An 18,310-nucleotide genomic window follows, 5' to 3' on the forward strand; every position below is an offset into this window, starting at 1 on the left:
ATCAACCGAGCCGGCCCTGCAGATTTTTGTTGCGGTCTGCGCGGTGACCGCCTATCGGCTAGATGTTCTCAAACCAGAGACATGTTACAGAGAAGAGCCACTCACTCGTCCCGCAGCAAGGGAATCACGGGGGCGAACGCGTCCATCTGGGTGGGGAACACGCCCACGTACGACATCCCTGTGAGTTGCCGCACCCGGCGGATCTGTTCGGCGATTTCCTCGAACGAACCGATGGCCACGTAAGGCGAGTTCAAGATCTCCTCGACCGTGAGCTTCACGTCGACCTCGAGATCGGGGTGCAGACCGCGGTCGATCGCCGACAGCGCCATTTCCGCGGTCTTCTCCCGGTCGTCGGTGATGACGATCGCGGTGATCGCCCAGTTCAGCTCGATCTGATCGAAGCGCTCACCGGCGGCTTCCTTGATCAGGTTCACCTTCTCGATGGTCTTCTCCATGGTGATACCGGAGAGCAGACCCTTGCCGTTCTTGGTGGTGACCGGAACGACGGAGATGATGTCGGCGTGCTTGGCGGCCAGGCGCAGCATCTTCGGGCCACCGCCGCCGGTGCACAGCGGCGGACGCGGGCCCTGCCGCGGGCGCGGGGTGCCCTTGATGCCGTTGACCTGGTAGTACTTGCCCTGGAAGGTGCATTCCTGCCCGCGCAGCAGCACGTCGAGGATGGTCAGCGCCTCATCCAGCTTGGCCAGGCGGATGCCGGGCGAATCGTATTCGAGCCCGGCGGCGAGGAACTCGTCCTGCTTCCAGCCCGCGCCGAGCCCCACCTCGAGCCTGCCCTTGGACAGCACGTCGATGGTGGCCAGGTCCTTGGCCAGCACCACCGGGTTGCGAAAACCGTTCGCCAGCACCGAAGTGCCGAGCCGGATCCGCTCGGTGGCCTGGGTCAGCGCGCCGAGCGCGGCGATCGGGCCGATCTGGTCACCGAGGTGGTCGGGAACGACGAAAGTGTCGAAGCCGTACTCCTCGGCCTGCTGTGCGGTCTGAATGAACTTCCGGGCACCGCCCTCTTGCTTGTTTCCCTCACCCGCAGCCGCGAAGCGGAACGGACGCAGTGGCGAACCCAGCGCGCTCAACTCACCAGCCGGTGCGGCGGCTTCAGTCATGAACTCATGCTCCTGGCTATCGGAAATTGCCTGCGCGCAACCCGCCGCCTGGCACGGGGCGGGCTCGCGATCATCAGCGCACTTTACAGCGTGACGACGGGGTCGGACCGCGGCGTCCGAAGTTCTGCCGACCTCACGAATGCGGGGGCCGCGGAGCCGCCTCGATCAGGCCACTTGCCCAGTTGGCCGTCCACTGGGTGGCGGTGGTGCCATTGGGATCGACCACAAAACCGTTGTAGAGCGCATGCACCGGATTGCCCACCGCACCGATCAGGGTGGTGAGGCTGCCGACGATGTTGGTCGGACGCAGCGCGTCCCGCGGAGCGTCGCAGATCAGGTCGGTCGGCGCGCAGATCGTGTACGTGCGATCGGCCACCGATCCGAACCCACCCGGTCGCGGCCCGGTCATGCTGATGCCGGGAACGTTGAGACCGGCCAGCGCGACCTCGGCGCCCACCCCCGGCGGGACGGGGCCGATCGGGATCGCATTGCCCGGCCCGGTCTCACCGGTGCGGCGGCCGTCCGCGATCAGCGTGACTCCGAGCAGCAGATCCTCGGGAATCGGGCCGTTACCCGCGCCCACCTGAGCCGCGATATCACCGGCGATCACCGCGCCCTGGGAGAAACCGGCGAACACGTACGAGGTCAGCGGGCATTCGGCATGCCGAGCGGTGAGCGTGTCCACCATCTTGCGGGTGCCTTCGGAACGGCTGTTGTTATAGGACTGCTGGCCGTCCGGCGGGAACGCGATCGGGTTCGAGAACTGCGCGACGTACGGCACGGTGTAGATATCGAGCCGCTCGGCCGGGAACTGTTCACGCAACGGCCCGGTGACGTTCAACATCAGCGAGGCCGGATTCGCGGTCGGATTGTGCGGATCGTCGTTACTTGCCGACTCCCAGGTGCCCGGCACCGCGATCATCTGCACATCGGGGCAGCTCGCGGGCTGGCTGGTGGGCCGCTCATCGGGCGGCTTGGGCCCCGGCTCCGGTTCCCGCAACCGCCCGGCGAGCAGATACCAGGCCAGCACCACCACGATGACTACCAGCACCGCCAGTGCGAGCAGCACCAGGCAGCCCACCGGCCTGGACCGGCGGGATCTCGAACCGCGACGCGCGCTCACTGACAGTACGTCTGCTTCGCGACGTCGATGTAGATCTTCCCGGCCTGCTCGACCGGCATCTTGGCCGGATCGAACGCCGGGTCGGCGCCCGCCATCGCATTGGCGTAGATGGCGATCTCGGCATCGGGCTTACCCGCCGCGACCGCGCCACAGATGTAGTTGCCGATGGTGATCGCGTCCTGCGGGTTGGACGGGTTGACGCCCTGCTTGTTCAACTCGGCGAGGAAGGTCTTCTCCTTGTCACCGAGATCGCCGGTCTCGGCGGGCGGAATGTCCTCGGCGGGCACCGGCGCCGGACGTTCCTGCGGCGCGGGCGCCGGGGCGTCCTCCGCACTCGGCTGTGCGGGCGGAGCGCCCTCGCCCTCCGGCGCGGGCGCGGCGGAAGCGGATCCGGGCGCCGACGTGGCCGCCGACGTGGAGGGGGTCAGCGTCGGCGTGCTCGACGCCGTCGAATCGTTGTCACCGCAAGCGGCGAGCAACCCGGATGCGGCGATCGCCACCGCAACGCCGACTACCTTGCCACGGGTCCGATACATGAAAGTCCTTTGTTATTTGGCCGCTGGTGCGGCGGGTTTGCGGCCCCCTGCTGTCTCGTGTTTCCGCGGCGGAAACACGAGACGGGCCGCAAACCGCTCAGGTTTTCCAGGGGGGCGAACACCGAGGGTAATACCCAGACCGGGATACGGCTGCTCAGCTACGAAGTGTGGCACATGACACAGACCTCGGTTCATCCATCCGCACCCTTCCCCGATCGGCGATGACCTGGCCGAAGGTCAGGGATGCACTTGGGCCTTGCCGTCGCGGATGGTGATGTGACCGGCCTGGAAGTTCTGCTGGACCCCGCCGGGGATGGCGAACTCGTCGCTGATCGGGAATCCGAGGCGGCCGTTCTCGTAGCCCGCGTCGCGCCAGGCGTCCATGATCGGCCCATTGCGCACCGCCCAGGCGCCCGACAGCGGGCTCCAGTAGATGTTGCCGCCCTCGAACCGGCTGTAGCGGCCGAGATCCTTCAACGGCTGCTCCGGCGAGGCGGGGAAGCCGAGCCAGCTGTTCTCGAAACCCATGTCGGCGTATTTGCCGAGGATCAGGCCCTCCACCCGGTGCACGCCGGTGGCCGGGCTGAAATACATGGGCCCGCCCTCGAATCCCTGCACCGCGCCATCGCGATTGGGCGTCTTGATCTCCGGGCCGGTCGGGTAGCCGGCGGGCCCGCCCTCGAATCCCTGCCTGCCCCACTCTTCGAGAATCGCCCCGCGCACCACCTGCGCGCCGGTCTGCGGAGTCCAGTACAGCGAACCGTGCTGGAAGGTCTGCAATCTGCCGCGCCCGTCGGGCAATCCACGTTCGGGGCCGGTCGGCAGGCCGAGCGCACCGGCCGGGCCGGCAGCGGCCTGATAGCCGCCGCCGATCATGCCCGCGACCGGATGTGCGCCACCATCTTTGGAGAAGAACACCCGGCCGTGCCGGAAGTCCTGGGCCACACCGCCGTTCACCGGGTACTCGCCGGTCAGGCAGTCGCCGAGCCAGCCGTTGGCGGCAACCACCGGACCGATGGCCCCACCCACCTCGCACGCGGGCTTATCGGCTTCCACGCCGAGCGCGGCAGCGGCCTGCGGCCAGGACTGGCGCATCTCGAAATCCCAGTACGGCCACGAATGTGTGCCGGAGGCACGGTAGTTCACCTGCACCGGGATGCTCAGGTCACCGAGCTTGGTGACGAAGTTCTGCGACGTCATCCTGGACAGGATCTCCAGGCCCATCCCGGCCAGATTGGTGCTCACGCCCGGCACCACACCGCTCGGTGCGTCGTGCGGTCCGGTGGCACCGGAACCGCTGGAGACGTAGAGGCTGATCCCCTTCAGCTTCTCGGCCAGCAGGTACGGATCGTGTTCCTCCCACAGTGGGCTGGTCGGCGGGCCCCACATGGCGGTGGAATCGAACCCACCGGCGTCGCGCATGGCGAACTGGATCGCCTGCGGCATGCCGAGCGTCGTCGTGGTGAGGAAACCGGAGTAGGAGGCGGCGTACTTGACGAAATCCTTGTTGCGGGCGGCCAGGAACATGGCGGCGGTACCGCCCATCGACAGCCCTTCCATGCCACGCACATTCGTGGCCCGCCACTGGCCCTCGAGTAGCGGCGGGAGTTCCTTGGTCAGGAAGGTCTCCCACTTGTAGTTCTTGCCGTTGTTGGGTTCGAGCCAGTCGGAGTAGAAGCTGGATTGCCCGCCCACCGGCAGCACCACGGTGACGTTCTTGTCGGCGAAGAAATCGACCGCGCCCGCATCTTTGATCCAGCCGCTGACGTCCTCGGTGGCGCGCAGGCCGTCGAGCATGTACAGCACCGGGAACTTCGCGTCGGGGCGGGTGTTCCAATCCCGGGCCAGCAGCAACCGCACCTGGATCGGTGCGCCCATGGCGGGCGAGTTCACCCACAGCTCGACATGCCGATCGGTCAGCCAGATGACATTGCGCACCGAAGCCGGCGCGGCGGCGGTGACCGCGGGCTGAGCGTCGGCGGCCGGCGCATGCACCACGCCGAGCCCCGCCGCGAAGGGCAGCACCAGCGCCGTGGCGAGCGCGGGCAGGATCGTGCGCGGCTGCCGGCCGAACCGTGCGCCGCTGCCCTGCCTACCGCGCGCAATACCTACCACAGGGATGTTTGTACCCCGGTCGGGCCGTGGTTCCGGGGATGACGCGCCCATAGCAAACCATTTGGTTCGCCGCCTGTTTCCCGCCATCGGCTCCGGTCACGCCGGCGGTGGAGCCGTATTCGCTTACCGCACAAGCGAACACGGGTCACCACACAGCAAACGGCGCCGCCCGCTTCCGAAGGAAACGAACGGCGCCGTCGAGCGCGTCAGCGACCGATGATCACCAGCCGCCGGTGGCGTCCAGGAACATCTTGCGGGAGGCGAACAGCTGGCCCTCCCAGTACTTCCAGCTGTGCGTACCGGCAGCCGGGAAGTCGAAGTGCGCCTGGATGCCGAGGGTGCTCAGGCGGGCCTGGAAGGCGCGGGTGTTCACCAGCGACAGCGCCTCGAGGGCCATCGCGTTACCGGTGTTGAACACGCCGATCGCCGAGTTCGGGTGATCGTGCGGACCGGGCAGGCCGCTGGCCGCCGAGATGTACATCGGCAGACCCTTCAGCTGCGGCGCGAACACGAACGGGTCCATCCGGAGCCAGGCCGGGCTCCACGGCGCGGCCATCGAGTCGACGTTGTAGCGGCCGGCGTCGAGCATCGCGATGCGGATGGCCTCACGCATACCGGGCGCGGAGATGTTCAGGTAGCCCGAGTAGGACGCGGCGGCCTTGAACTGATCGCGGTGGTAGGCGGCCAGGGCCAGGGCGGCGCTACCACCCATGGACAGACCGGCGACCACGTTGTTGGTGCGGGAGACGCCGTAACCCTCGAGGAAGGTCGGCAGCTCCTTGGTCAGGAAGGTCTCCCACTTGTAGGTGGTCTTCTGACCGTTGGTGTTGGACGGCGCGTACCAGTCGGCGTAGAAGCTGGACTGGCCGCCGACCGGCATCACAAGGGTGATGTTGTCATTGGCGAACTGCTGCATCGCGTTGGTCTCGAACGACCAGGCGTTGCGATCGTCGCGGGCACGAAGGCCGTCGAGCAGGTAGAGCGCGGCGTTGCCGCCGCGGCTGGCCCACTGGACCTGCACCTTGATCGGACCCATGCTCGACGGAACCATCAGCTCCTCGTAGCCACCGGCGGGCGCCCGCAGCGCGGGGCCGTGCACCGGAGCCGCGATGGCGGCGGTCGGAGCAGCCACACCCGCGGCGATCGGCAGCGCTAGCGCCGCAGCGCCGACGGCCAGAATCCGGTTACGCCAACTGCGAGGCGCGCCTCGCCGTCCCGTGGTCCTCTTCGGGGCGGCCGCCCTGCCGAAACGCATGAATCCTGCTCTCTTTCTGCTGTTGTGGAGCCACCCGCGGCTGCGGGCGACACCCGTTCTGTGTCAACGAGACGCCGCCGGGGCCTGTACCCGAATCCCGACCTTCCGGTACAGCCGTCGACGGCGCTACAACGATCTGGTCACACTGATGCTCGCTGGACGATATTCGACCCCCGAATCGTTAGCAAGACCCGGGGTTGCAGTGCGGGCCGAAATCCGTCCGCGACAATCAGTGATCGTGCGGTGACACTACCGTGTCCCGCGGTTGATGTCGCGACGGACCTCATTATTTGTTCGTTATCCCAAATCAACGGGCGCGCACCAAGATCACCAACGCCGAGGGAACGTTCCGCTCCGCCGGATGAAGTGATCATGAACGGACCGCAGTGAACTCCTCGCGGCATCGAACCCGGCAACTTTCCCGCGTACTTCGCACATCGCACATCGATTCGAGGAATAGCGGCAGAAATGCGCCGGAAATAGCCGGACAACATGAATTCGGGCCCTGTCCGGACCACCCGTGAGGGGTGTGCCGAACAGGGCCCTGCCGAATGCGGGGCTCAGCCGATATGCGCCGAGAGATCCGGCGTCATCCGCGCGACCTCTTCGGCCCAGTAGGACCAGGCGTGAATACCGACGTTCGGGAAGGAATAGACCACATTGTTGGCGCCGAGCGTCGCCATCCTGATCTGGAAGGCACGGGTGTTGGCCAGGGCCAGCGCCTCGAGCGCCATACCGTTCACGGTGCCGGCCGTTGGACCGTCGGTCGGGCCGGGCAGCCCGCTGCCCGCCGAGATCCACAGGCGGGTGTTGTTGTCACGCAACCGCGGCGCGAACACGAACGGATCCATCCGCAGCCACTGCGGGCCCCATGGCGGCGCCATCGAATCGACGTTGTAGCCGCCGGCGTCGAGCATGGCCATCCGGATCGCCTCGCGCATACCCGGTGCGGAAATGTTGAGGTAACCCGAGTAGGAACCGGCGAAACTGAACTGGTCCGGGTGATAGGCGGCCAACGTCAGTGCGGCGCTACCGCCCATCGACAAACCGAATACGCCATTACGGTTCGGATTGAAGCCGAGCCGGTCGCGCAGCGCCCAGCGCAGATTCTGGGTCAGGAAGGTCTCCCACTGGTACCGGTAGCTCTTACCCGGGCCGGCGGCGAGCGCGTTGAGCGCGCCCGAACCCGACGACGAACCGGTGCCAGGCGGGATGCCGGCGAAACTACTCGGCGCATTCCAGTCGGCATAGAAGCTGGACATACCGCCGACCGGCATCACCACATTGATGTTCCAGTCGGTGAGCAGTTGCGCGACGTTGGTATCGATCTCCCAGCCGCTCAGCGTCTCCGGGGCGCGCAGACCGTCGAGTGCGTAGACCACTCGGTTGGTGTTGCCGTCCTTGGCGCGGAAGACGCGCGATTTGATGGGGCCCATCCCGGAATCGACCCAGAAATCGAAACCGGCCGGGTTGAACGCCGCCGAGGCGGGAGCGGCCGGACCCGCTATGGACACCCCCATGGGGACGAGCATCGCCGCGGCGACACCTACCGCCGCCCGCTTCACCCATGAGCCGGACCGCGTCGTTCTACCGGGCCTGCGCGCACTTCGCATTCGACTAGACCTTTCGCCTGAACGGCCGGTCAGCAATCGCATGGCTACGACACCGGCCTCCTCATCGGACACCGGGTGACCGCGTCGGACGATCTCGAGACGCACCCACCTGTGTGCATGTTCCTGGTGTATCAATCGACAATGAATGCCTCCATGTTGCTGGATGGTGATCCATCCCACAACTCCGGCGGGCTTCCGTATGCACATTCGTTGCCGGGAGCTGTGTTGGATTGCGGCTCCTTCGCCGCGTCTGTTCGTGGCCCCGGGGAAGTCACGAACCGGGCACCTCGGGATCGCCCGCCCTGGGTCGCACCAGGTACCCCGGAAAGCAGAAGGCCGCTCGGTGGGTGCCGAGCGGCCTTCTGGTCGGAATCCGGTCTAGCCGATGTGGGCCGACAGGTCCGGAATCATCCGGTAGACCTCGGACTCCCAGTTCCGCCAGTTGTGCACACCGACGGGCGGGAAGCTGTAGGTCACGTTGTTCGCGCCCAGCGTCATCATGCGGACCTGGAAGGCGCGGGTGTTCACCAGCGCCAGCGCCTCTAGCGGCATGCCCTGGATGATGTCCAGCGGCGCGGTGGCATCCGCCGGGCCCGGCAGGCCACTGCCGGCGGCGACCCACAGCCTGGTGTTGTTGGCCTTGAGTCGCGGTGCGAACACGAACGGGTCCATCCGCAGCCACTGCGGGCCCCACGGCGGCGCCATGGCGTCGATGTTGTAACCGCCCGCGCTCAGCATGGCCACGCGCAGCGCCTCACGCATACCGGGCGCGGAGATGTTCAGGTAACCGGAGTAGGAGCCGGCGAAGCTGAACTGATCCGGGTGGTAGGCGGCCAGGGTCAGCGCGGCACTACCGCCCATCGACAGGCCGAAGACGCCGTTGTTGTTCGGGTTGAACCCGAGCCGGTCCCGCAGCGCCCAGCGCAGGTGCTGGGTGAGGAAGGTTTCCCACTTGTAGGTGTTGGTCTTGCCGAGGGTCTCGGTCCAGCCGGAGGAACCCGTCGCGGCCGAACCGGACGACGAGCCCGACGACGAACCCGCCGAACCGGTGTTCAGGCCGAGGAAATCGCTCGGCCCGTTCCAGTCGGCGTAGAAGCTCGACGGACCACCGACGGGCATGACCACGTTGATGTTCCACTTGGTCAGCTCGCGGACGACCTCGGTCTCGATCTCCCAGCCGCTCAGGTCGCCACGGGCGCGCATACCGTCCAGGGCGTAGACCACCCGGCTGGTGTTGCCGTCCGCGGCGCGGAAGACGCGGGACTTGATCGGCCCCATCTCCGAATCGACCCAGAAGTCGATTCCGGCGGGGTTGAATGCCGCCGACGCCGTCGCGCCGGGGCCTGCCACCGACGCCCCGAGCGGTAGCAGCACTGCCAGCGACATGAGCATCGATCGCTTCAACCAGGAACCGGCTCTTCGGACTCCCGGTCGGCCACCGTGCGCTCTGCGCGCGATCACGCCTCGCATGTGTTCTCGGCCTTTCGTCATGCGGCGGTCGCCGCGTTCCTCGGTGCCACCGTGCCCCGGCCCACGTTTCGGGCAGGACACGGCGGGGTACCACGGCAGCCTAACCCGTGACCTATGCCAGAGCGTTATCAAAACGAGACAAAGTGAGGCACGCCGCTTTGTTCGCGGCGCGTCGACAACGCGCTAGCGGGGCGGTTGCGGGTAGGGGTCGACCAGCCCGCAACGCTGGATCTCGTACTTGGGCACCCGCTCGATACGGTACTTCGCGAAGTTCAACGCATTGCGGAGGTTGTGCTTGAACCGATCCCATGTCAGCTCACCGCGGTAGGACAGCAGCAGGGCGTGGGTCTGCGGGCACGACATCGCCACCCGCGCCTGGGTCACCCATTTCTCGTCCAGGTACCAGGGCATCCACGGCTTCTGATCCACCATGCCGGTGTCCACGATGACCCAGTCCGGGAACAGGCTCTTGTCGTGGCCGATGCGGCCGTCCTCGAGCCGCTCGGTGTGCGCGGCCAGCGGGTAGGCCAGCCCCATCGGGTCGATGACGCGCACGTCCAGCGGGACGTTCATGCTGGTCATGCCCAAGTTCAGGAAGTAGACGGTATGGCCGGCGCCGCCCTCGGGGATGGGCTGCGGCGGCGGCGCCACGTACCAGAACATGAACGACGGCGAATTCAGCAGCAGCCCGCCGTTGGGATTGGCCATGATGTCGTTGACCATGGGCCGCATCCGGGCGTAATCGAGGTAGTCCTCGGCCAGGATCGGATGGTCGTGGCCGGTGTTGAGCACGTAGTAGACGCGTTCGTCGACGATGCCGGACGAGCTGATCTTGGTGCCGGTGGTGATCGCGGTGGTGCCCATCGCCAGCAGCGACCACACCACCGTGCCGACCAGCGCCAGCGAGGTCAGCACGAAGGCACCGCTGCCCGCCGAGATCGACCGCAGCCCCGCTTCGGGCAACCGCACCGGCAGCACCGCGACCGGGGCCAGCAGGCAGAACAGCTGCGACAGCAGCATCCGGCCGTGCATGAAATCGCCGCCGACGCGCAGGGCGTAGACGGTCAGGATGACCCCACTGCCGAGCATGAGGGCGACGACGGCACTCGGTGAACGCAGCCACTGCCGGAACCGGATCGTCCAGCGGGCCCTCGGCTCATCGGAATCCTCGGTCTCTGCCTGCTTCGCGCCGGCCCGTCCGGCACGCGCCGCGACGATCCCGGCGACGAGCAGGATCAGCAGCGGAACCCAGAGGAAGTACGGCCCGACCAGATCCCACAGGTAGGTGAAGCCCTGCTCCCATTTCGCACCACCGGCATCCTTGGCCACAGCCGTATTCGGGTACGGCAGACCGTAATAGCCCATCCGCCAGATCTGGTAGCCCAGCGGCAGCAGGCCGGCGACCGCGACGATGGTCAGTCGCAGCAGGCTCGGGCGCAGCCGGGTGGCCGGCATCGGCGCCAGGAAGATCATCAGCAGCGCCAGTCCGCCGACCAGCGTCATCTCCGGGCGGATCAGCGGCGCCAGACCGGCGAGGAACACCAGCCCGAGCAGGCCGGGCACCCGGACGCGTTCGGCCTGGCTCCACCGCACCATCAGCCAGAACAGCAGGCCGAGCCAGGCGATGACCAGACCGCTCTCCAGGCCGGAGGTCACGTAGTCACGGGCGGGCGGCACCGCGATGTAGGCCAGTGCGCCCGCTGGCAGCAGCAGCGCCGAGGACGATCCGCCCCACAGCCGAGCCGAGCCGAGCATGGCGAACACGATCGCCAGCACCGACAACGTCAGCGCGACGCCGAGCACCACGTACTCCAGCCGCGCCTGGGTGAGCCAGCTGAAGAACCAGACGATATAGGTCCACGCGGTGCTGGTGTTGGTTTCGACCCGTTCGCCCGCGTTGAACACCGGGCCGTTGCCCGCGAGCAGATTGCGCACGGTGCGCAGCACGATCAGGCCGTCGTCGGCGATCCAGCGGCGTTGCCAGCCACCGATCGCGAACAGTGCGGCGGTCAGCACCACCCCACCGACGAATGTGGCCCGGGATAGTCGGGCGATACGCGAGGCCGGGGCGGGCTGCTCCTCGGCAGCCGCCCGCTCCGCGTATTCGGTTCCCTCCGCTCCCGCTACCAGCATCTCGTCAGGTGAGATAGACAGCGACACCTACCGCTCCGATCCAGGCGATTGCGAGGAACTGGAGGACCCGGTCCCCCAGCGCGATCTCTTCCGGTTCGCCGGCCTCGCCGCCATCGACGTCGACCGCGTACCGCAGGATTGCGATGGTAAACGGAACCATCGAGATGGCGTACCAGTTCGTGTTATTGGCTTCGCCCTGCTCGAAGGCCCACAGGCCGTAGAACACCACGACCGCCGTCGCGGCCAGCGTCCAGATGAAACGCAGGTAGGTGGGCGTGTAGTACTCGAGCGACTTGCGGATCTTGGCGCCGGTACCCAGCGCGATCTGCAATTCGGCGTAGCGCTTGCCCGCCGCCATGAACAGCGAACCGAAGGCCATGATCAGCAGGAACCACTGCGACAGGCCGATATCGGCGGCCGCGCCACCGGCGACGGCGCGCAGCAGGAAGCCCGAGGACACGATGCAGATGTCGAGCACGGCCTGATGCTTGAGGCCGAAGCAGTAGGCGAGCTGGATGCCGATGTAGACCGCCATCACGACCGCGAGCTGCCACGATGCCAGCAGCGAACCGAGGATCGAACCGGCAAGCAGCACCACCGCGAGCATGTAGGCCAGGTTCACCGGCACCACACCGGCCGCGATCGGCCGGTACCGCTTGGTCGGGTGGGCGCGGTCGGCCTCGACGTCCATGGAGTCGTTGACCAGATAGATGCCAGAGGCCGCCATGCAGAACACGACGAACGCGATCGCGACATGCGCGAGCACCGAGGCGTCGCCGAGCACATCGGGGCCCGCGGCCAGCGGCGCGGCCAGCACCAGGACGTTCTTGACCCACTGCCGGGGCCGGACCGCCTTGATCAGGCCACCGGCCAAGGTCTTGGGCGGGCCCTTGACGACGGCTTCGGCCAGATCGGCGCCGGTCGGCTCTTCACTCATCTCAACCAAGGCCTTTTCTTCAGTGGTCATGTTTACGCGCCCGTCGCGAAGCCAATCGCTTCTCGGTACCGATCAACGCGGCAGCCGACGCCGCACCGAGCGCGGAACCGGCGAGCACATCCGAGGGGTAGTGCACCCCGAGCACGACCCGGGACAGCACCATCGGCGGGACGAGCACCGCTGGCAAGGGTAGCCCGGTCAATCTGCCGAGCAACACCGCAGCGGCGGCGGTGGAGGTCGCGTGCGAGGACGGGAAGCTGAGCTTGCTCGGCGTCGACACGTTGACCTGCACCGACGGATCGTTCGGGCGCGGGCGGCGGACCACCCGCTTGATCACGATCGAGGCCGCGTGCGCGCCGACCGCGCCGACCGCAACCCCGGCCCACTGCCTGCGGCGCGGCTTGTCCACCAGCCAGCCGGCGGCGGCGATGCCGACCCAGCCGAGCGCGTGCTCACCGAAGTGCGACATCGCGCGGGCGGCGGAGACGACGGTGGGGTTGGCGCCGATGGTGCCCTGCACGGCGTTGATGATCGCGACCTCGCGCGGGACCTCGACGTATTCGCCGCTGCACGCGCAGGCGCCGCCGCACCCCTCCTCGGCCGGATCGACCAGGGGCAGGCTCGGGTTCATCGCGTTCACTTCTCGGTTCCGTTCTGACTGACGCCGAAGGTCTTCTCCCATGCGGCCGCGCTGGTCAGCTCGGCATGGGCGGCCCGGTAGCGCTGCTGCATCTCCGGGAAACGGGCGGTGAGTTCCTTGCGCAGCCGCAGCGCTTCCTTGAGCAGCTCGGCCGCCTTGCGCGGATCGCGCTTGCGGTAGACGACGCCGCGGCCATCGGCCGTGGTCACGGTGACGCCATCGACCTGGGAGAGCAGGAACCAGCGGGCGTCCAGCGTCGGCACGTTCAGCTGGGGGGTGTCGTGGTTGACCGGATCGACCTTGCGGAAGTTGTGCACCACACCCTTGGCCAGGCGCGCCACCTTGGCCAGCGGATTACCGGGCTCGCCGACCGCGCCGACGCTGTGGTGGCTGGCCATCGGCAGCTCCGTCGACGACGGCAGCACCACCGCGTCCGGGTAGTCCTTGCGCATCGCGTGGATCTTGCCGAGCGCACTCGGCAGCAGGTCGAACAGGCCCTCGGGGCCTGCGAGGAAATCGCGGATCGCCTCGTTCTGGATCGCGACCGTGGAGTACTCCAGGCAGAGCAGATGCTTGAGCGTGGCCTTGATCGTGTTGACGACCATCGGCTTGCCGTCGCCGGGCAGATGCAGCGAGGCGACCACCAGGCGATTGCGCAGATGGAAGTACGCCTGCCAGTCGATGGCGTCGTCCTTGTCGCTCCACGCCATATGCCAGACCGCCGCGCCCGGCAGGGTGACCGTCGGATAGCCGGCGGCGCGGGCGCGCAGGCCGTACTCGACGTCGTCCCATTTCAGGAACAGCGGCAGCGGCTGACCGAGCTCCTCGGCGACCTGACGCGGGATGACGCAGGTCCACCAGCCGTTGAAGTCGACATCGATGCGCCGGTGCAGCAGCTTGGAGTTGTCCCGGTCGCGCAGCGGGTACTTGGAGAAATCGTGGTCGTACTCGACGTTGGGCGCCGCGGTCCACATGAAGATGCCGCGGTCGACGACCTCGCCCATGGTGTGCAGATGTGAGCGTTCCTGCAGGTTGAGCATCTGCCCGCCGACCAGGATCGGCGATTTCGCGAACCGGACGAAGGCCAGCGCGCGCAGGATCGAATCGGGTTCGATCTCGATGTCGTCGTCCATGTAGACGATGTACTGGGCGTCGGTGGTCTTCAACGCCTCGTACATGACCCGGCTGTAGCCGCCGGAACCGCCGAGATTGGGCTGATCGTGGATGGCCAGCCGGTCCCCGAGTACCGCCGCGGCCTCGGCGAAGCCCGGTTCGTCGACGACCTTGCGGTTGCCCTGATCAGGGATGATCACGGCCTTCATCTGATCGAGCACCAGCGGATCCGAGCCGAGCGCCGCCAGGGTCTTCACCGCGTCGGTCGGGCGGTTGAACGTCGGCATGCCCACCGCGATGCTGCCGTCGCCGGGCGCTTCGACCGGGGCATACCAGCCGCCCGCCAGCAGGGTGACCGCGGTGTCGGTGGTGATGTCGAACCAGATCCAGCCGCCGTCCTCGAACGGGGCGAGCTCGGTCTCGAACTCCACGAAGGTCGAGTCGGCGCCGGGTTCGACCGCGAATTCGCGGCCCTGCACGTGGATGCGGGAACCGTCGGCCTTGGAGCGGTAGACGTCGACACGGCCGTGCCCGGCCAGCTCCAGCCGCAACACCACCGAGCTCAGGATGCTCCAGCGGCGCCAGTAGCTGGCGGGCAGCGCGTTGAAGTAGGTGCAGAACGACACCTCCGACTCCGCGCCCACCGACAGCGAGGTGCGGGTCGGTGCGTGCGCGCGACGGGCGTTGGTCGGCGACTCCTCCAGGTAGAGGGTCCGCACGTCCAGCGGTTCGCCCGGCCGCGGCAGGATGATGCGTTGCAGCAGCGCCTTGGCTCGGGTCTCGGTCGTCATCTCTTCCAGAATCGGTTGCGAGGTCATTCGTTCCCTGTGGTCGCGGCGTGGATTCGGGGCCTGCGCACCTACGCCTGCTCGCTGTCGGTCAGCGGCGCGCCCGATTCCAGATGCGGCCTGAGCACATTGTCGAACATGCTCAGCGCGCTACCGATGGCCATATGCATGTCCAGGTACTGGTAGGTGCCCAGACGGCCACCGAAAACGACCTTGGCCGTTGCGGTTTCGTTCTTGGCGCGCTCGCGGTAGGCCAGCAGCTTGGCGCGGTCCTCCGGCGTGTTGATCGGGTAGTACGGCTCGTCACCGGTCTGCGCGAAGCGGGAGAACTCGCGCATGATGACGGTCTTGTCTTCCGGGTAGGCGCGCTCGGGATGGAAATGGCGCGGCTCGATGATGCGGGTGTAGGGCACGTCCGCGTCGTTGTAGTTCATCACCGAAGTGCCCTGGTAGTCGCCGGTGGGCAGGACCTCGGTCTCGAAGTCGATGGTGCGCCAGCCCAGCTCGCCCTCGGCGTAGTCGAAGTAGCGGTCCAGCGGGCCGGTGTAGACGACCGGAGCGTCCGGATTCGCCGCCCGGATCTCCTCACGCACGTCGAACCAGTCGGTGTTCAGCCGCACCACGATCAGGTCGGAGGCGGCCATGTTCTCCAGCCACTTCGTGTACCCCTCCTTGGGCAGGCCCTCGTAGGTGTCGTTGAAGTAGCGGTTGTCGAAGGTGTAGCGGACCGGCAGCCGGGTGATGTTGCCCGCGGGCAGTTCCTTCGGGTCGGTCTGCCACTGCTTGGCGGTGTAGTCGCGGATGAAAGCCTCGTAGAGCGGGCGGCCGATCAGCGAGATCGCCTTCTCCTCGAGGTTCTGCGCGTCCGCGGTGTCGATCTCGGCGGACTGCTCGGCGATCAGCGCCTTGGCCTCGTCCGGGGTGAAGTAGCGACCGAAGAACTGCGAGATCAGCCCGAGTCCCATCGGGAACTGGTAGGCCTGCCCCTTGTGCATCGCGAACACGCGGTGCTGGTAGTTGGTGAACTCGGTGAACTGGGTGACGTAATCCCAGACCCGCTTGTTCGAGGTGTGGAACAGGTGCGCACCGTACTTGTGCACCTCGATCCCGGTCTGCGGATCCGGCTCCGAATAGGCGTTACCGCCGATGTGGTGGCGACGGTCGAGCACCAGCACCCGCTTACCGAGCAGCGTGGCGGTGCGTTCGGCAACGGTCAGCCCGAAGAAGCCGGAGCCGACCACGATCAGGTCGAAGGTGGAATCGGAGGACGCGGAGTTACCGGGGGACGATGCGACGGTCACGGGAGCCCAGAGTATCGGACTTCCCCGTGAGGTCCGGGTCGAGTCGCGGGGTGCGCATCCGGCAGGCGTTCTGCCACCGGTTTCCCGTGCTCGTCACCTGCGCCGAGGCACCGTCCGGGCGCCCGGTGACAACCTCTGCCGGGTGGGATCCACCGGTTCCGGCCGAGCGTGACTACCGCGAAGACCGCGGTGAACCCGAACACGACCGCACGGCTGCCAGGACGACGCGCTGCGGTGCGGACGAGAGGACGGGCCGGGCCCCGACATCACCGCTCGACCAGGCTCCACGTCGGTATGGCGGGGCTTACACCGGCGACGGCGAACTGGTGCGGCGCTGGTCGAAGCGGGCACGCAGGTGGAGCCGCACCCTGCCGTTCCGCTGCACGAACGACTCCGGTGTCCACCGATCGTGCGCGGCACCGGAAGGCGCCGAACGCGCGGCGCTCCGGGGTGACCTGCAACGAGCCCACGGTGGGCGCGGGCGGAACCTACTCGGCCCCGGCGATCTCGTGCAGGCACCGCCACTGCTGGGTCAGGTATTCACGGCGCTCGCCGAGCTGCTCCGTCTCCGATGAGCGAGCCGGGCCTACCGGTACGGGTAGTGCCCGTACATCGGGGCGGGGGCGGCGAGAGCCGGGGTGCGGGGGGCGCGGATCCAGCGGCCGGTGGCGCTGAGGGAGGCCAGGATGAGGACGGCGACCACCAGGGCCAGGTCGAGGAACATCTGGCCGACCATCGTGCCGATGATGCTGATCGCCCAGGCGATGTTGATCAGGGCGAGCGCGCTGGCGATGATGACGGTGACGCGGCCGAACTTGGTGCGGCACACCAGCAGTAGACCGCCGAGCAGCATCAGGAAGGCGATGAGGCCGGTCAGCCACAGCATGATGTCGGCGGTGTTCTGGGAGAAATCGAGGTCGATGTCGACGTCGCTGCGGGAGCTGCTGCCGCCACCGCCGCGTCGGCGGGCGCCGCTCACCACGGGGGCGCCCAGCTGGTTTGTCAGCTGCACCGCCCGGATGACGCCCCAGACGTAGAGCGCACCGCAGATCATGGCGAGAATGCCCGCGGTGATTCCCGTTCCGCCGCTTGCCTGTTGCTGCGGCGGTTGCGGTGGGTAGCCGTAGCCCGGCGGCTGCCCGTACGCGGGCGGCGCGCCGTAACCGGGCGGCGGTCCGTAATTGTGCGGCGCTGGGTAACCGGGCCGACCCTGACCCGGGTGACCATAGGGATAACTCATGGGACGTCCCCCCTCTCGATGTCGCCGGAACTCTACCGTGCGGTCCCGACAGCGAGCGAGCCGAAGACGCCCGCACGCGGGAGGTTCCCCGTGCGGGCGTCGGCGAAACCGTTGACCGCCGGACCCGATCCGGCTGCCCCTCGGCTATCGGAGGTTGCGGTCGGCGTAGATCCGCATGGCGTCGCGGACGAACTCGGCCGTGCCCTCGCCGTGCCGGTCGTAGTTCTGCCCGAAACGCGGGTCGGCGACGTACATCTCGCCCAGTCCGGCGAAATGGTCGGCGCCCGGGCGCTTGCCCTGGTAACCCCCGGTCAGCCACTCGTAGTGGCGCTGGGTGATGGCCTGCACCTCATCGCTTCCGGCATCCAGACCGGCCGCATGGGACCGGCCGAAATCGGCGGCGATATCGAGCTGGGTCTGCTGGAAGGCCTGCTTCTCGGCCTCGCTCAGCGAACGCCACCACCGGTCACCGCTCTCGTAGGCGTCCTTGCCCCACCGCTCGATGACCTCGTCCTTGTACCTGGTGTGGTCGAACCCGTCGAAAACTTCTGCTGCCACGAGCTTTTCACCTCTTTCCATTTTGCGCAGCGTTGAGTTCACCGACTCGATCCGACGCCGGATCCGATCCTGTTCCTGCCGAAGCAGTTCCAGGTGCGTGTGCAGTGCCGCGGTGGCGTCCTGCTCCCCGGCGAGCACTTCGGCGATGACCGGCAGGCCGAGGCCGAGCTCTCGCAGCAGCAGGATGCGTTGCAACCGCACGAGAGAGTCCTGGTCGTAATAGCGGTACCCGTTGGTCCCGATCCGGCTCGGCGGCAACAGCCCCAGCTCGCCGTAGTGGCGCAGCGTGCGGCTGGTGGTACCGGCTGCCTTGGCCAGATCCTGGATGGACCATTCACCGGTCCGGGTGCCCGCGACCATGACCTGA

14 protein-coding genes are annotated in these 18,310 nt (G+C 67.4%); all 14 read right to left on the minus strand.

The window, feature by feature from the left end; genetic code table 11:
• Nucleotides 1-101: 101 nt before the first annotated feature.
• Nucleotides 102-1,121: an LLM class F420-dependent oxidoreductase gene (locus tag GV790_RS12680; RefSeq protein ID WP_014348444.1), complete on the minus strand. Its 1,020-nt coding sequence runs from the start codon at nt 1,119-1,121 to the stop codon at nt 102-104.
• A 133-nt stretch (nt 1,122-1,254) separates the two neighbouring features.
• On the minus strand, nt 1,255-2,244 hold the full coding sequence (locus GV790_RS12685; protein WP_375139389.1) for a cutinase family protein: 990 nt from the start codon (nt 2,242-2,244) through the stop codon (nt 1,255-1,257).
• On the minus strand, nt 2,241-2,780 hold the full coding sequence (locus GV790_RS31645; RefSeq protein ID WP_163813547.1) for a DUF732 domain-containing protein: 540 nt from the start codon (nt 2,778-2,780) through the stop codon (nt 2,241-2,243). The genes GV790_RS12685 and GV790_RS31645 overlap by 4 nt, the downstream gene beginning before the upstream one ends.
• Before the next feature lie 237 nt (nt 2,781-3,017).
• Nucleotides 3,018-4,946 carry an alpha/beta hydrolase-fold protein gene (locus tag GV790_RS12695; protein WP_256673242.1) on the minus strand — a complete coding sequence of 643 codons (1,929 nt, stop codon included), beginning with the start codon at nt 4,944-4,946 and terminating at the stop codon, nt 3,018-3,020.
• A gap of 169 nt (nt 4,947-5,115) precedes the next feature.
• Complete coding sequence (locus tag GV790_RS12700; protein ID WP_228806775.1) at nt 5,116-6,150, minus strand: alpha/beta hydrolase; 1,035 nt, start codon at nt 6,148-6,150, stop codon at nt 5,116-5,118.
• Between the two features lie 560 nt (nt 6,151-6,710).
• A complete protein-coding gene (locus GV790_RS12705; RefSeq protein ID WP_163813549.1) occupies nt 6,711-7,763 on the minus strand; it encodes an alpha/beta hydrolase in 1,053 nt (350 codons plus the stop codon).
• Nucleotides 7,764-8,141: 378 nt separating this feature from the next.
• Nucleotides 8,142-9,233: an alpha/beta hydrolase gene (locus GV790_RS12710; protein ID WP_375139390.1), complete on the minus strand. Its 1,092-nt coding sequence runs from the start codon at nt 9,231-9,233 to the stop codon at nt 8,142-8,144.
• A gap of 183 nt (nt 9,234-9,416) precedes the next feature.
• Nucleotides 9,417-11,366, minus strand: coding sequence for a flagellar motor control protein ZomB (gene zomB, locus GV790_RS12715; RefSeq protein ID WP_163813551.1), 1,950 nt, complete (start codon nt 11,364-11,366; stop codon nt 9,417-9,419).
• Nucleotides 11,367-11,370: 4 nt separating this feature from the next.
• Nucleotides 11,371-12,303, minus strand: a complete 933-nt coding sequence (locus tag GV790_RS12720) for a decaprenyl-phosphate phosphoribosyltransferase (protein WP_130919802.1) — start codon at nt 12,301-12,303, stop codon at nt 11,371-11,373.
• A 19-nt stretch (nt 12,304-12,322) separates the two neighbouring features.
• The gene (locus GV790_RS12725; protein ID WP_178127842.1) at nt 12,323-12,934 is read right to left on the minus strand and encodes a phosphatase PAP2 family protein; all 612 of its coding nucleotides are present in this window, start codon (nt 12,932-12,934) and stop codon (nt 12,323-12,325) included.
• 5 nt (nt 12,935-12,939) lie between these two features.
• The gene (locus GV790_RS12730) at nt 12,940-14,874 is read right to left on the minus strand and encodes a glycosyltransferase (protein WP_163813552.1); all 1,935 of its coding nucleotides are present in this window, start codon (nt 14,872-14,874) and stop codon (nt 12,940-12,942) included.
• Between the two features lie 41 nt (nt 14,875-14,915).
• Complete coding sequence (gene glf, locus GV790_RS12735; RefSeq protein WP_163813553.1) at nt 14,916-16,145, minus strand: UDP-galactopyranose mutase; 1,230 nt, start codon at nt 16,143-16,145, stop codon at nt 14,916-14,918.
• Between the two features lie 586 nt (nt 16,146-16,731).
• Nucleotides 16,732-17,385: a hypothetical protein gene (locus tag GV790_RS12740; protein WP_163813463.1), complete on the minus strand. Its 654-nt coding sequence runs from the start codon at nt 17,383-17,385 to the stop codon at nt 16,732-16,734.
• Between the two features lie 144 nt (nt 17,386-17,529).
• On the minus strand, nt 17,530-18,303 hold the full coding sequence (locus GV790_RS12745) for a MerR family transcriptional regulator (protein WP_163813554.1): 774 nt from the start codon (nt 18,301-18,303) through the stop codon (nt 17,530-17,532).
• Nucleotides 18,304-18,310: the final 7 nt, after the last annotated feature.

It is taken from the genome of Nocardia cyriacigeorgica, from assembly GCF_010858045.1.
Classification (GTDB): domain Bacteria; phylum Actinomycetota; class Actinomycetes; order Mycobacteriales; family Mycobacteriaceae; genus Nocardia; species Nocardia cyriacigeorgica_E.

Coding starts and splice junctions, on each gene's coding strand:
- GV790_RS31645 (WP_163813547.1), bottom strand. CDS start 2,780: ATGTATCGGACCCGTGGCAAGGTAGTCGGCGTTGCGGTGGCGATCGCC.
- GV790_RS12730 (WP_163813552.1), bottom strand. CDS start 14,874: ATGACCTCGCAACCGATTCTGGAAGAGATGACGACCGAGACCCGAGCC.
- GV790_RS12725 (WP_178127842.1), bottom strand. CDS start 12,934: ATGAACCCGAGCCTGCCCCTGGTCGATCCGGCCGAGGAGGGGTGCGGC.
- GV790_RS12680 (WP_014348444.1), bottom strand. CDS start 1,121: ATGACTGAAGCCGCCGCACCGGCTGGTGAGTTGAGCGCGCTGGGTTCG.
- GV790_RS12740 (WP_163813463.1), bottom strand. CDS start 17,385: ATGAGTTATCCCTATGGTCACCCGGGTCAGGGTCGGCCCGGTTACCCA.
- GV790_RS12695 (WP_256673242.1), bottom strand. CDS start 4,946: ATGGGCGCGTCATCCCCGGAACCACGGCCCGACCGGGGTACAAACATC.
- GV790_RS12710 (WP_375139390.1), bottom strand. CDS start 9,233: ATGCGAGGCGTGATCGCGCGCAGAGCGCACGGTGGCCGACCGGGAGTC.
- GV790_RS12720 (WP_130919802.1), bottom strand. CDS start 12,303: ATGAGTGAAGAGCCGACCGGCGCCGATCTGGCCGAAGCCGTCGTCAAG.
- GV790_RS12700 (WP_228806775.1), bottom strand. CDS start 6,150: ATGCGTTTCGGCAGGGCGGCCGCCCCGAAGAGGACCACGGGACGGCGA.
- zomB (WP_163813551.1), bottom strand. CDS start 11,366: ATGCTGGTAGCGGGAGCGGAGGGAACCGAATACGCGGAGCGGGCGGCT.
- GV790_RS12705 (WP_163813549.1), bottom strand. CDS start 7,763: ATGCGAAGTGCGCGCAGGCCCGGTAGAACGACGCGGTCCGGCTCATGG.
- GV790_RS12745 (WP_163813554.1), bottom strand. CDS start 18,303: ATGGTCGCGGGCACCCGGACCGGTGAATGGTCCATCCAGGATCTGGCC.